General features: G+C 65.8%; 7 protein-coding genes, 3 rRNA genes and 1 pseudogene. 2 read left to right on the top strand and 9 right to left on the bottom strand.

What is annotated here, in order from left to right; translation table 11 throughout:
- The first annotated feature begins 7 nt into the window (after positions 1-7).
- Positions 8-355, top strand: a complete 348-nt coding sequence (locus tag RKD20_RS34525) for an SCP2 sterol-binding domain-containing protein (protein ID WP_424881130.1) — start codon at positions 8-10, stop codon at positions 353-355.
- On the opposite strand, the gene RKD20_RS34520 is transcribed toward RKD20_RS34525, so the two are convergent.
- The 4 genes from RKD20_RS34520 to RKD20_RS34505 form a co-directional block, all read right to left on the bottom strand.
- On the bottom strand, positions 339-1,205 hold the full coding sequence (locus RKD20_RS34520; RefSeq protein WP_424881129.1) for an ABC transporter ATP-binding protein: 867 nt from the start codon (positions 1,203-1,205) through the stop codon (positions 339-341). The genes RKD20_RS34525 and RKD20_RS34520 overlap by 17 nt on opposite strands.
- A complete protein-coding gene (locus RKD20_RS34515) occupies positions 1,202-2,239 on the bottom strand; it encodes a FecCD family ABC transporter permease (RefSeq protein ID WP_424881128.1) in 1,038 nt (345 codons plus the stop codon). The genes RKD20_RS34520 and RKD20_RS34515 overlap by 4 nt, the downstream gene beginning before the upstream one ends.
- The gene (locus RKD20_RS34510) at positions 2,236-3,279 is read right to left on the bottom strand and encodes a FecCD family ABC transporter permease (protein ID WP_424881127.1); all 1,044 of its coding nucleotides are present in this window, start codon (positions 3,277-3,279) and stop codon (positions 2,236-2,238) included. Before RKD20_RS34510 ends, RKD20_RS34515 begins: the two co-directional genes overlap by 4 nt.
- A gap of 97 nt (positions 3,280-3,376) precedes the next feature.
- On the bottom strand, positions 3,377-4,405 hold the full coding sequence (locus RKD20_RS34505) for an HAD hydrolase-like protein (RefSeq protein ID WP_424881126.1): 1,029 nt from the start codon (positions 4,403-4,405) through the stop codon (positions 3,377-3,379).
- 72 nt (positions 4,406-4,477) lie between these two features.
- Between RKD20_RS34505 and RKD20_RS34500 the strand changes: the two genes are divergently transcribed.
- Positions 4,478-5,770: a DUF1015 domain-containing protein gene (locus RKD20_RS34500; protein WP_424881125.1), complete on the top strand. Its 1,293-nt coding sequence runs from the start codon at positions 4,478-4,480 to the stop codon at positions 5,768-5,770.
- Positions 5,771-5,831: 61 nt separating this feature from the next.
- Here the strand turns inward: RKD20_RS34500 and RKD20_RS34495 are convergent, their stop codons facing one another.
- From RKD20_RS34495 to RKD20_RS34475, 5 genes and pseudogenes are all read right to left on the bottom strand, one after another.
- Complete coding sequence (locus RKD20_RS34495; RefSeq protein ID WP_424883384.1) at positions 5,832-6,644, bottom strand: tetratricopeptide repeat protein; 813 nt, start codon at positions 6,642-6,644, stop codon at positions 5,832-5,834.
- Between the two features lie 117 nt (positions 6,645-6,761).
- A pseudogene (locus tag RKD20_RS34490) lies at positions 6,762-7,940 on the bottom strand (hypothetical protein); the annotation flags it as partial.
- Positions 7,941-8,083: 143 nt separating this feature from the next.
- Positions 8,084-8,200 (bottom strand): 5S ribosomal RNA (gene rrf / locus RKD20_RS34485).
- A gap of 106 nt (positions 8,201-8,306) precedes the next feature.
- Positions 8,307-11,428, bottom strand: a 23S ribosomal RNA gene (locus RKD20_RS34480).
- Between the two features lie 299 nt (positions 11,429-11,727).
- Positions 11,728-13,255 (bottom strand): 16S ribosomal RNA (locus RKD20_RS34475).
- The 16S, 23S and 5S rRNA genes sit together here, the layout of an rRNA operon.
- Positions 13,256-13,699 lie beyond the last annotated feature (444 nt).

Raw genomic sequence — 13,699 nt, 5'->3', positions numbered from 1 at the left:
GATCGCGATGGCCACGATCGAGGAGTGCCGTGCCGCACTCGAGAAGCTCTCCGACAACATGCGCAACGCCGAGGGGGACGTCGCCACGGCGGCGGCCATGGACCGCTCGGTGAGCTGCCGTATCACCGATCTCGACGTCACCTTCGTCGGCCGCATGACGGGCGGCCGGATCGTGGTGCGGGACACCATCCAGGGCCCTCCCAAGGAGAAGGCCCAGATCAGACTGACCATGGCGGGCGACGACCTGGTGGCGCTGGTGAACGGCGAGCTGAACTTCGCCAAGGCCTGGGGTTCGGGCCGGGTGAAGCTGGAGGCGGGCCTGCGCGACCTGTTCCAGCTCAGGAAGCTTCTGTAGCGACCACGCGCGCGCGTGCCTTGCGCGCGGCCGGCACCACCAGCGGGGTTCCCGTCTCCGGGTCGTCGATCACCTGACAGCGCAGCCCGAAGACCTCCTCGACCAGCTCGGCCGTGACGATGTCGTTCGGGGCGCCCTCGGCGATGATCTGCCCGCTCTTCAGCGCGATGAGATGCGTGGCGTACCGGGCCGCGTGGTTGAGGTCGTGCAGGACGGCGACCAGGGTGCGGCCCTGCTCCTCGTGCAGTTCGGCACACAGGTCCAGGACGTCGATCTGGTGCTGGATGTCGAGGTAGGTCGTCGGCTCGTCCAGGAGCAGCAGCGGCGTCTGCTGGGCGAGCGCCATCGCGATCCACACCCGCTGCCGCTGACCGCCGGACAGCTCGTCGACGTACCGCTCGGCGAGTTCCGCGACCCCGGTCTGCCGCATGGACTCCTGGACGACCCGCTCGTCCTCGGTGGACCACTGGCGCAGGATGCCCTGGTGGGGGTAGCGGCCCCGGCCGACCAGGTCGGCGACGGTGATCCCGTCGGGCGCGATCGACGACTGCGGCAGCAGGCCGAGGGTGCGGGCGACCTTCTTCGCCGGCATCGACTGGATGACCTGCCCGTCAAGCAGCACCTTGCCCTGGCTGGGCTTGAGCATCCGCGAGAGGGCCCGCAGAAGCGTGGACTTGCCGCACGCGTTGGGGCCGACGATCACCGTGAAGGACTGGTCGGGTATCTCCACCGACAACTGCTCGGCGATGACCCGCTGGTCGTAGGCCAGGGTGACGGTGTCGGCGGACAGGCGGTTCACGGTGCTCCTCGGGTTGTTCAGTCCGCTGGTGAGGGTGGTCTCGGCGCTCATATCCGGCCCGCCCTGCGCTCGGTGACCAGGAGCCACAGCAGGTAGCCGCCGCCGAGGACTCCGGTGACCACGCCGACGGGCAGCTGGTCCGCGCCGAAGACCTTCTGCGAAACCCAGTCGGCGGTGACCAGGAGGGTGGCGCCCATGCACAGGGACGGCAGCAGGTTGGGGCCGGGCGAGCGGGTGAGGCGGCGGGCCAGCTGCGGCGCGGTGAGCGCGACGAAGCTGACCGGTCCTGCGGCCGCGGTGGCGGCGGCGGTGAGCAGGACGGCGGCGACCAGGAGCAGCAGCCGTACGCGCTCGACGCGGACCCCGAGCGCACCCGAGACGTCGTCGCCCATCTCCATCATCCGGAGGCCGCGGCCGCCCGCGAGGACGAGCGGGACGAGGACGGCGCACAGCCACAGCAGCGGCCAGACCTGCGTCCAGTCCCGGCCGCTGAGCGAGCCGGTCATCCAGACGACGGCCTGGGCCGCCTCGGTGAGCGTGGACCTGGTCAGCAGATAGCCGTTGACCGCCGTGACGATCGCGGAGACACCGATGCCGACCAGGACCAGCCGGTATCCGTGCACGCCCTGCTTCCAGGCGAGCAGATAGATGGCGAGCCCGGTAACGAGCCCGCCCACCAGCGCGCCCAGGGTGATCTGGGTCGCGCTCCCGGAGAACAGCACGATCATCGTGAGCGCCCCGGCCGTGGCCCCCTGACTGAGGCCGAGCACGTCCGGACTGCCCAGAGGGTTGCGGGAGACGGCCTGGAACAGCGCACCCCCGAGCCCGAGCGAGGCACCCACCAGGAGCCCTACGAGGACCCGCGGCAGCCGCAGCTCGTTGACGACGAACTCCTGCCCGGCGTTGCCATGCCCGAAGAGCGTCTTCAGCACGTCCCCCGCGGGGATCGGGAAGTCGCCGGTACCGATCAGCACCACGCTCGCGGTGAGCGCGGCGAGCAGGATCAGGGCGACGACGACGGTGGCCCGCACGTCCAGCCGGACGGAGAGCCCCCCGGGCGTCCTGATGGCACGGTTGGTCCTCACAGCTGCGCCGTCCTCCGCCGTCGTACGAGAAAGATGAAGACCGGCCCGCCCATGAGTGCGGTGACGATGCCGACCTGAACCTCCGCGGGCCGGGCCACGATCCGTCCGATGACGTCGGAGCCCAGCAGCAGCACGGGCGACAGGATGGCCGCGTACGGCAGGATCCAGCGCAGATCGGGGCCGGTGAAGGAGCGCACGACGTGCGGCACCATCAGGCCGACGAACACGATCGGTCCGCACGCGGCGGTCGCGGCCCCGCACAGCACGGTCGCGGAGAGCATGGCCAGCGCCCGGGTGCGGTTGAGGTGGGCGCCGAGGGCCTTGGCGGTGTCGTCGCCCATCTCCATCGCGTTGAGCGGCCGGGCGAGCGCGAGGGCGAGGAGCGAGCCGGTCGCGAGGAACGGCAGCACCTGGAGGATGGTCGAGTTGTTCGCCGAGGACAGCGAACCGACCGTCCAGAAGCGCATCTTGTTGAGCGCCTGGTCGTCGCTGATCATCACGGCCTGGAGATAGCCGTACAGCGCCGCGCTGATCGCCGTACCGGCCAGCGCGAGCCGCACCGGGGTCGCACCCCGGCTGCCGCCCAGGAACCAGACCAGGGCGCCGACCGCGGCCGCGCCGAGAAAGGCGAACCACACATAGCCGCTGAGCGAGGTGACGCCGAAGAAGGTGATCGCGGTGACGACCGCGGCGGACGCGCCCGCGTTGATGCCGAGCAGCCCGGGGTCGGCCAGCGGATTGCGGGTGAGCGCCTGGAGCACCGCCCCGGACAGGCCGAGCGCGGCACCCGCGAGCAGCCCGAGGAGGGTCCGCGAGAGCCGGTCGGCCACCACGACGTCGCCGTAGGTCCCCGTGTCCTGGAACAGTCCGTGCCAGACCTGCTCGACGGACAGCCCTTTCGCCCCGACCGCGATGCTCGCCACCGCGACGAGCACCAGGATCACGACGGACACCAGGAGCCCAAGGACTCGTATCGCCCGGCGGGTTGGAGGCGCGGGGGCGGTCTCCGCGCGCTGTTCGGGAGGACTGTCGACCAACACGCAGTTAGGTTAGCCTACCCTGCCAACGGGTCACGATCCCGAGGGCCGAAGCCACCGGGGCGCCCACCCGACCGGTGGCTCGCAGTGGACCGGTGGCTCACAGCCCCAGCCTGGCCAGCGCCTTCCCCGCGTCCAGCTCGCACACACCCTCCCCGGCCGCCGTCCAGGCCGCCGCGCACAGCGCCCGCAGCCCGTCCAGGGCCTCGCCGTCACCGTCGAGTTCCAGCCGCTCCCGGCCGGCCTTCGCCGTCCAGCCCCCGCACCGGAAGCCCTCTCCCGCCTCGGTGACCTCGGGCTGCCCGGTGAGCATGCCCCGCAGATCGGCGTCCACATAGGTCGGCCGGTGCTGCGGCGGCGCGGCCAGCAGCTGGGGGCCGTCGGTGACGCCGGTGAGGACGAGCAGCGAGTCCACCTCGCCGTTGAACGCGCCCTCGATGTCTGTGTCCAGCCGGTCCCCGACCACCAACGGCCGCTCGGCGCCGGTCCGCAGGATCGTCTCCCGGTGCATGGGAGGCAACGGCTTGCCCGCGACCTGCGGCTCGGCACCGGTCGCGATCCGCACGACCTCCACCGCCGCGCCGTTGCCCGGCGCGATCCCCCGCCCGCTCGGAATCGTCAGGTCGGTGTTGGAGGCGAACCAGGGCACCCCGCGCGCCACGGCATAACTCGCCTCGGCGAACCGCCCCCAGGGCAGGTCCGGCCCACCGAAGCCCTGCACGACGGCCGCCGGATCGTCGTCCGCCGACTCCACTGGCTCCAGCCCCCGCTCACGCAGGGCCACCCGCAGCCCCTCGCCACCGATGACGAGCACCCGGGCCCCGGCCGGCACCTGCTCGCTGATCAGCCGCGCCACCGCCTGAGCGGAGGTGATGACGTCCTCGGCCCCCGTCGGTATGCCCAGCTCGGTGAGGTGTCCGGCCACGGCATCGGGCGTACGCAGCGCGTTGTTGGTGACGTAGGCGAGGTGCATACCCCCCTCACGCGCGGTGGCGAGCGACTCGACGGCGTGCGCGATCGCGTTCCCGCCCGCGTACACCACCCCGTCGAGGTCGAGCAGCGCGGTGTCGTACGCCTCGCTCAGAGCCTGCCCACTGCCCTCGGGCCTCGTCCTTGCGCGCTGGCTCATTCCGCATCGCTCCTCGTTCGACGGCTTTCCCCCGATCATCCCCCATGGCACCGACACCCGTACGATGCCGGGATGAACACAGCAGGTCACCCGGAAGCAACAGCGCGCCGAGGCCTGGAACTCACCCCGTTCCGAGGCCTGCGCTACGACCCCGACCGGGTCGGCAGCCTGGCCGCCGTGACATCACCGCCGTACGACGTCGTGGTCCGCCCCGACGGCCTGCACCAGCTCCAGTCCAACGACCCTTACAACATCGTCCGGCTGATCCTCCCGCAGGCGACGACACCCGCCGAACGCAACGAACAGGCGGCCCGCACCCTGCGCGGCTGGCTCTCCGAGGGCATCCTGGCCGCCGACGCGGAACCCGGCCTGTACGTCTACGAACAACGGGACGGCACCGGCCTGCTCCAGCGCGGAATCATCGGCATCCTGCGCCTGTCGGATCCGGCGGAGGGCGTGGTCCTGCCCCACGAGGACGTCATGCCGCACGTCGTCGCCGACCGCGCGGCCCTCATGCGCGCCACCTCCGCGAACCTGGAGCCCCTGCTCCTCACCTACCGCGGCAACGGCACGGAGTCCGTCACGACGACCGCGATCGAACGCACGGCCGAGCAGCCACCGCTCCTCGCCACCACCACCGAGGACGGCTACCGCCACCGCCTGTGGTCGATCACCGACCCTGCCGAAGTGGCCCGCATACAGTCGGACCTGACCCGGCACCAGGCCCTCATCGCCGACGGCCACCACCGCTGGGCGACCTACCGCCGGCTCCGCGCGGAGCACCCCTCTCCCAGCCCCTGGGACCACGGCCTGGTCCTCCTGGTCGACACGGCCCGCTACCCCCTCCGCGTCCGAGCCATCCACCGCCTCCTGCACGAGATCCCGGTGTCCCGGTCCCTGGCGCTCCTCGACGGCCTCTTCCGTGTACGACGCCTCGACGTGCCCCTGGCCGAGGCCCTGGACACCCTCGCCGACGCGGCCTGCGCGGGCAACGCCTTCCTCCTCGCCGGCGACGGCTCCTTCCACCTGGTGGACCGCCCGGACCCGGACCTGCTGTCCCGCACGATCCCCGCGGACCGCCCCGCCGCCTGGCGCACCCTGGACGCCACGGTCCTGCACGCCACGCTCCTCGCCCACGTCTGGCACATCCCCGAGGACGACCCCGCCCGTATCGCCTACATCCACGACACGGCCGCCACGGTCGAGAAGGCGGAACGCGACGGCGGGACGGCGGTCCTGATGCACCCGGTCCGCGAGGAGGTCGTCCGCGACCTCGCCCGCCAGGGCGTCACGATGCCACGGAAGTCGACGTCGTTCGGCCCGAAACCGGCGTCGGGCCTGGTCCTGCGCGCACTGGACGTATGACGCACAAAGGGGCGGGATCCCGGGATCCCGCCCCTTGCTCATGGCTCATCGACCGCGTAGGTCAGTCCTTGAGGTCGCCCTCGTCACCCTCGTCGACTTCCTCGTCCTCTACGACCTTTTCAGCGGCCTCAGCAACACCCGCGTCCTCGGTCTCAGCCTCGTCCTCAAGCTCGCTCTCATCCTCAAGCTCGTCCTCGGCGAAGGCGTCCACGAACTCGACCCCGTCCAGCTCGGCAAGCCGGTCGGAGGCGTCCGTGCTGCCGTCCTTGTCGGACTCGATGGCCTTGGCGAACCACTCGCGCGCCTCGTCCTCCCGACCGGCCGCGAGCAGCGCGTCGGCATAGGCGTACCGCAGTCGCGCGGTCCACGGCTGCACCGAGTTGGAGGCCAGCTCGGGGCTCTGCAGCGTCACGATGGCCGCGTCCAGCTGCCCCATGTCACGCCGGGCACCGGCGGCGACGAGCCGCATCTCCACCTGGCCGGCCTTGTCGAGCTTGTGCACCTCGGGCGCCCCGGCCATGTCCAGCGCCTTCTCCGGCCGCCCGAGCCCCCGCTCGCAGTCGGCCATGACGGGCCACAGCTCCACGTGCCCGGTCATCCGCCGCGCGGCCCGGAACTCGGCGAGCGCCTCGCTGTACTTCTGGTTGGCGTACGCCGCGAACCCGGCCGCCTCGCGTACGGCGGCGACACGCGACGCCAGCCGCAGGGCCACCTTGGAGTAGCCGTAAGCGCCCTCGGGGTCCTCGTCGATGAGCCGGGCGACCATCACCAGGTTCTTGGCGACATCCTCCGCGAGCCCCTTCGGCAGGCTCTGCAGCTCCTGCCGAACGTCCTTGTCGATCTCCTCGCCCGTGACGTCCTCGGGGATCGGCAGCCGCTTGATCGGCTCACGATCGCGGTCCCGCTCGTCGCGGAAACGGCTGCCACCGCCACGCCTGTCGTCGCCACCGTGCCGGTCGTCCCGCCCACGGAAGCCACCGGGCCGTCCACCACGGTCGTCCCTACGGGGCCCACCGCTTCCACCACGGTCGTCGCGGCGGAAGCCACCACGATCCCCACCACGGTTGTCACCACGGTCGTCGCGGCGGAAGCCACCACGATCCCCACCACGGTTGTCACCACGGTCGTCGCGGCGGAAGCCACCGCGATCGCCACCACCACTGCGGTTGTCGTCACGCCGGAAGCCACCACGGTCGTCGCTGCGGCGGTCGTTGTCCCGGCGGAAGCCGCCGCGGTCGCCGCGGTCGTCGCCACGGCGGTCATCGCGACGGTCGTCACGGCGCGGGGCGTAGCCGCTGCCGCGGTTGTCGTCCCGGCGCGGGGCGTAGCTGCCGCCGCGGTTGTCGTCCCGGCGGAAACCACCGCGGTCGTCACGGCGCTCTACGCGCTCGCCGCCGCGGTCCCCTCGCTCTCCGCGGTCGTCACGACGGAAGGCAGGCCGGTCATCGTCACGCCGGAACCCACGGTCACGGTCGTCCCGGCGAGGCCCAGCCGGCCGGTCATCGCGACGGAACGGAGGACGAGCCCCACGATCCCCACCACGGTTGTCACCGCCACGATCGTCACGCCGGAAGCCACCGCGATCCCCACCACCACCGCGGTTGTCATCCCGGCGGAAGCCACCACGGTCGCCGCGGTCATCGCGACGGTCGTCACGACGCGGGGCGTAGCTGCTACCGCGGTTGTCGTCCCGGCGGAAACCACCGCGGTCGCCGCGGTCGTCGCCACGGCGATCATCGCGACGGTCGTCACGGCGCGGGGCGTAGCTGCCGCCGCGGTTGTCGTCCCGGCGGAAACCACCGCGGTCGTCACGGCGCTCTACGCGCTCGCCGCCGCGGTCCCCTCGCTCTCCGCGGTCGTCACGACGGAAGGCAGGCCGGTCATCGTCACGCCGGAACCCACGGTCACGGTCGTCCCGGCGAGGCCCAGCCGGCCGGTCATCGCGACGGAACGGAGGACGAGCCCCACGATCCCCACCACGGTTGTCACCGCCACGATCGTCACGCCGGAAGCCACCGCGATCCCCACCACCGCGGTTGTCATCCCGGCGGTCGTCACGGCGTGCGTAACCACCACCTCGGTTGCCGCCGCGATCGCTCCCACCCCGGTCGTTGTCGCGGCGGAAGCCGCCGCGGTCCCCCCGGGAGCCTCGATCGCCGCGGTCACCACTGTCCCGTCGCTGGTCGCGCTCCGGTCGGTCGTCGGGAGAGTTGGTGGACATGGTGACTCCTGTCTTCGGTACTGCAAGCATTCTAAAAACAAAAGGACCCCTGGTCCCAGCTGAACGCTGGGACCAGGGGTCCTCCAAATATTGTTCGGCGGTGTCCTACTCTCCCACAGGGTCCCCCCTGCAGTACCATCGGCGCTGTAAGGCTTAGCTTCCGGGTTCGGAATGTAACCGGGCGTTTCCCTCACGCTATGACCACCGAAACCCTAATGGTTTCGAGCGAACAAGCACACTTTTCTGTTGTGTGGTTCAAGCTCTAGCCGACAACTGTTCGTTGTCTCAGAACTAACACAGTGGACGCGAGCAACTGAGGACAAGCCCTCGGCCTATTAGTACCGGTCACCTCCACCCATTACTGGGCTTCCAGATCCGGCCTATCAACCCAGTCGTCTACTGGGAGCCTTAACCCCTCAAGGGGGTGGGAGTCCTCATCTCGAAGCAGGCTTCCCGCTTAGATGCTTTCAGCGGTTATCCCTCCCGAACGTAGCCAACCAGCCATGCCCTTGGCAGGACAACTGGCACACCAGAGGTTCGTCCGTCCCGGTCCTCTCGTACTAGGGACAGCCCTTCTCAAGACTCCTACGCGCACAGCGGATAGGGACCGAACTGTCTCACGACGTTCTAAACCCAGCTCGCGTACCGCTTTAATGGGCGAACAGCCCAACCCTTGGGACCGACTCCAGCCCCAGGATGCGACGAGCCGACATCGAGGTGCCAAACCATCCCGTCGATATGGACTCTTGGGGAAGATCAGCCTGTTATCCCCGGGGTACCTTTTATCCGTTGAGCGACGGCGCTTCCACAAGCCACCGCCGGATCACTAGTCCCGACTTTCGTCCCTGCTCGACCCGTCGGTCTCACAGTCAAGCTCCCTTGTGCACTTACACTCAACACCTGATTACCAACCAGGCTGAGGGAACCTTTGGGCGCCTCCGTTACTCTTTAGGAGGCAACCGCCCCAGTTAAACTACCCATCAGACACTGTCCCTGATCCGGATCACGGACCCAGGTTAGACATCCAGCACGACCAGACTGGTATTTCAACGACGACTCCCCCTGAACTGGCGTCCAGAGTTCACAGTCTCCCAGCTATCCTACACAAGCCGAACCGAACACCAATATCAAACTGTAGTAAAGGTCCCGGGGTCTTTCCGTCCTGCTGCGCGAAACGAGCATCTTTACTCGTAGTGCAATTTCACCGGGCCTATGGTTGAGACAGTCGAGAAGTCGTTACGCCATTCGTGCAGGTCGGAACTTACCCGACAAGGAATTTCGCTACCTTAGGATGGTTATAGTTACCACCGCCGTTTACTGGCGCTTAAGTTCTCAGCTTCGCCACACCGAAATGTGACTAACCGGTCCCCTTAACGTTCCAGCACCGGGCAGGCGTCAGTCCGTATACATCGCCTTACGGCTTCGCACGGACCTGTGTTTTTAGTAAACAGTCGCTTCTCGCTGGTCTCTGCGGCCACCCCCAGCTCACCGTGTAAAACGGATCACCGGTGATGGCCCCCCTTCTCCCGAAGTTACGGGGGCATTTTGCCGAGTTCCTTAACCATAGTTCACCCGAACGCCTCGGTATTCTCTACCTGACCACCTGAGTCGGTTTAGGGTACGGGCCGCCATGAAACTCGCTAGAGGCTTTTCTCGACAGCATAGGATCATCCACTTCACCACAATCGGCTCGGCATCAGGTCTCAGCCTCATGTGCGACGGATTTACCTATCACACGGCCTACACCCTTACCCCGGGACAACCACCGCCCGGGCTGGACTACCTTCCTGCGTCACCCCATCACTCACCTACTACCACCTTGGATCAGCGGCTCCACCACTTTCCTTTCCCCGAAGGGTCCGGAACGGCTTCACGGCCTTAGCATCAATGGGTTCGATGTTTGACGCTTCACAGCGGGTACCGGAATATCAACCGGTTATCCATCGACTACGCCTGTCGGCCTCGCCTTAGGTCCCGACTTACCCTGGGCAGATCAGCTTGACCCAGGAACCCTTAGTCAATCGGCGCACACGTTTCCCACGTGTGTATCGCTACTCATGCCTGCATTCTCACTCGTGAACCGTCCACCACTAGCTTCCGCTGCAGCTTCACCCGGCACACGACGCTCCCCTACCCATCACAGCCGCCGTTGGGCGTATTGCTGCAATGACACGACTTCGGCGGTACGCTTGAGCCCCGCTACATTGTCGGCGCGGAATCACTAGACCAGTGAGCTATTACGCACTCTTTCAAGGGTGGCTGCTTCTAAGCCAACCTCCTGGTTGTCTCTGCGACTCCACATCCTTTCCCACTTAGCGTACGCTTAGGGGCCTTAGTCGATGCTCTGGGCTGTTTCCCTCTCGACCATGGAGCTTATCCCCCACAGTCTCACTGCCGCGCTCTCACTTACCGGCATTCGGAGTTTGGCTAAGGTCAGTAACCCGGTAGGGCCCATCGCCTATCCAGTGCTCTACCTCCGGCAAGAAACACACGACGCTGCACCTAAATGCATTTCGGGGAGAACCAGCTATCACGGAGTTTGATTGGCCTTTCACCCCTAACCACAGGTCATCCCCCAGGTTTTCAACCCTGGTGGGTTCGGTCCTCCACGAAGTCTTACCTCCGCTTCAACCTGCCCATGGCTAGATCACTCCGCTTCGGGTCTTGAGCGTGCTACTGAAACGCCCTATTAGGACTCGCTTTCGCTACGGCTACCCCACCCGGGTTAACCTCGCAACACACCGCAAACTCGCAGGCTCATTCTTCAAAAGGCACGCAGTCACGAGAATGAAAGCAAGCTTTCATTCCGACGCTCCCACGGCTTGTAGGCACACGGTTTCAGGTACTATTTCACTCCGCTCCCGCGGTACTTTTCACCATTCCCTCACGGTACTATCCGCTATCGGTCACCAGGGAATATTTAGGCTTAGCGGGTGGTCCCGCCAGATTCACACGGGATTTCTCGGGCCCCGTGCTACTTGGGTGTCTCTCAAACGAGCCGCTGATGTTTCGACTACGGGGGTCTTACCCTCTACGCCGGACCTTTCGCATGTCCTTCGCCTACATCAACGGTTTCTGACTCGTCTCACAGCCGGCAGACCGTGAAAGAGAGATCCCACAACCCCGAATGCGCAACCCCTGCCGGGTCTCACACGCATACGGTTTGGCCTCATCCGGTTTCGCTCGCCACTACTCCCGGAATCACGGTTGTTTTCTCTTCCTGCGGGTACTGAGATGTTTCACTTCCCCGCGTTCCCTCCACATACCCTATGTGTTCAGGTATGGGTGACAGCCCATGACGACTGCCGGGTTTCCCCATTCGGAAACCCCCGGATCAAAGCCTGGTTGACGACTCCCCGGGGACTATCGTGGCCTCCCACGTCCTTCATCGGTTCCTGGTGCCAAGGCATCCACCGTGCGCCCTTAAAAACTTGGCCACAGATGCTCGCGTCCACTGTGCAGTTCTCAAACAACGACCAGCCACCCATCACCCCGCCCTCACAGGCGAGTTCACTGGGGCCGGCATCGAGGGGGTTCATTCCCTCAGACACCCAACAGCGTGCCCGGCACCTTCGCCACTCGTGATCAGCTTTCCACGCTCCGAAGAGCAGTACTGGCAGCCCGAGATGACTGAAAATGCCGAATAATCAACGTTCCACCCATGAGCAACCAGCATCGGACGTACGCCGATGTACTGGCCTCTGACCGAGCGAACCCGGTAAGAAGTGCTCCTTAGAAAGGAGGTGATCCAGCCGCACCTTCCGGTACGGCTACCTTGTTACGACTTCGTCCCAATCGCCAGTCCCACCTTCGACAGCTCCCTCCCCACAAGGGGGTTGGGCCACCGGCTTCGGGTGTTACCGACTTTCGTGACGTGACGGGCGGTGTGTACAAGGCCCGGGAACGTATTCACCGCAGCAATGCTGATCTGCGATTACTAGCAACTCCGACTTCATGGGGTCGAGTTGCAGACCCCAATCCGAACTGAGACAGGCTTTTTGAGATTCGCTCCACCTCACGGTATCGCAGCTCATTGTACCTGCCATTGTAGCACGTGTGCAGCCCAAGACATAAGGGGCATGATGACTTGACGTCGTCCCCACCTTCCTCCGAGTTGACCCCGGCGGTCTCCTGTGAGTCCCCATCACCCCGAAGGGCATGCTGGCAACACAGGACAAGGGTTGCGCTCGTTGCGGGACTTAACCCAACATCTCACGACACGAGCTGACGACAGCCATGCACCACCTGTACACCGACCACAAGGGGGGCACCATCTCTGATGCTTTCCGGCGTATGTCAAGCCTTGGTAAGGTTCTTCGCGTTGCGTCGAATTAAGCCACATGCTCCGCTGCTTGTGCGGGCCCCCGTCAATTCCTTTGAGTTTTAGCCTTGCGGCCGTACTCCCCAGGCGGGGAACTTAATGCGTTAGCTGCGGCACCGACGACGTGGAATGTCGCCAACACCTAGTTCCCACCGTTTACGGCGTGGACTACCAGGGTATCTAATCCTGTTCGCTCCCCACGCTTTCGCTCCTCAGCGTCAGTAATGGCCCAGAGATCCGCCTTCGCCACCGGTGTTCCTCCTGATATCTGCGCATTTCACCGCTACACCAGGAATTCCGATCTCCCCTACCACACTCTAGCTAGCCCGTATCGAATGCAGACCCGGGGTTAAGCCCCGGGCTTTCACACCCGACGTGACAAGCCGCCTACGAGCTCTTTACGCCCAATAATTCCGGACAACGCTTGCGCCCTACGTATTACCGCGGCTGCTGGCACGTAGTTAGCCGGCGCTTCTTCTGCAGGTACCGTCACTTTCGCTTCTTCCCTGCTGAAAGAGGTTTACAACCCGAAGGCCGTCATCCCTCACGCGGCGTCGCTGCATCAGGCTTTCGCCCATTGTGCAATATTCCCCACTGCTGCCTCCCGTAGGAGTCTGGGCCGTGTCTCAGTCCCAGTGTGGCCGGTCGCCCTCTCAGGCCGGCTACCCGTCGTCGCCTTGGTGAGCCATTACCTCACCAACAAGCTGATAGGCCGCGGGCTCATCCTTCACCGCCGGAGCTTTCAACCACCACCCATGCGAGTGGCAGTGATATCCGGTATTAGACCCCGTTTCCAGGGCTTGTCCCAGAGTGAAGGGCAGATTGCCCACGTGTTACTCACCCGTTCGCCACTAATCCCCACCGAAGTGGTTCATCGTTCGACTTGCATGTGTTAAGCACGCCGCCAGCGTTCGTCCTGAGCCAGGATCAAACTCTCCGTGAATGTTTACCCGTAATCGGGTGCACACACACGAGAGCGGAACAACCACCGGAATAAGGCGGTCGTTCACAGCGTCCTCGCTGTGTTTATTTCAAAGGAACCTCGTCCCAGCAGATGCTGGAGACGGGGTATCAACATATCTGGCGTTGATTTTTGGCACGCTGTTGAGTTCTCAAGGAACGGACGCTTCCTTTGTACTCACCCTCTCGGGCTTTCCTCCGGGCTTTTCCCTTCGGTCTTGCGTTTCCGACTCTATCAGATCCTTTCGGGCCTGATTCCCTGTCGGCGGGGCCTTTCGACATTCACTACGTTAGCCGATTCCCTCGGCAACTCATAATCGAGTTCCGCGAGTTCGAATTCGGTCGTGCGGGCACGCCGAAATCGTCCCCGCTGAGGGGATGTCGTAGGTAGTGGTTTGGCCGCTCTCGGCTGCTGGCGATCGCCGTA

Source organism: Streptomyces sp. SLBN-8D4 (genome assembly GCF_049739545.1).
Taxonomy (GTDB): domain Bacteria; phylum Actinomycetota; class Actinomycetes; order Streptomycetales; family Streptomycetaceae; genus Streptomyces; species Streptomyces canus_C.
The sequence above is the reverse complement of the archived record's forward strand: the minus strand, read 5'-3'. Positions and strand labels throughout refer to the sequence as shown.

What these genes read in the sequence shown, in the direction of transcription:
- RKD20_RS34525 (WP_424881130.1), top strand. Translation starts at nt 8, where the DNA reads ATGGCCACGATCGAGGAGTGCCGTGCCGCACTCGAGAAGCTCTCCGAC.
- RKD20_RS34500 (WP_424881125.1), top strand. Translation starts at nt 4,478, where the DNA reads ATGAACACAGCAGGTCACCCGGAAGCAACAGCGCGCCGAGGCCTGGAA.
- RKD20_RS34520 (WP_424881129.1), bottom strand. Translation starts at nt 1,205, where the DNA reads ATGAGCGCCGAGACCACCCTCACCAGCGGACTGAACAACCCGAGGAGC.
- RKD20_RS34505 (WP_424881126.1), bottom strand. Translation starts at nt 4,405, where the DNA reads ATGAGCCAGCGCGCAAGGACGAGGCCCGAGGGCAGTGGGCAGGCTCTG.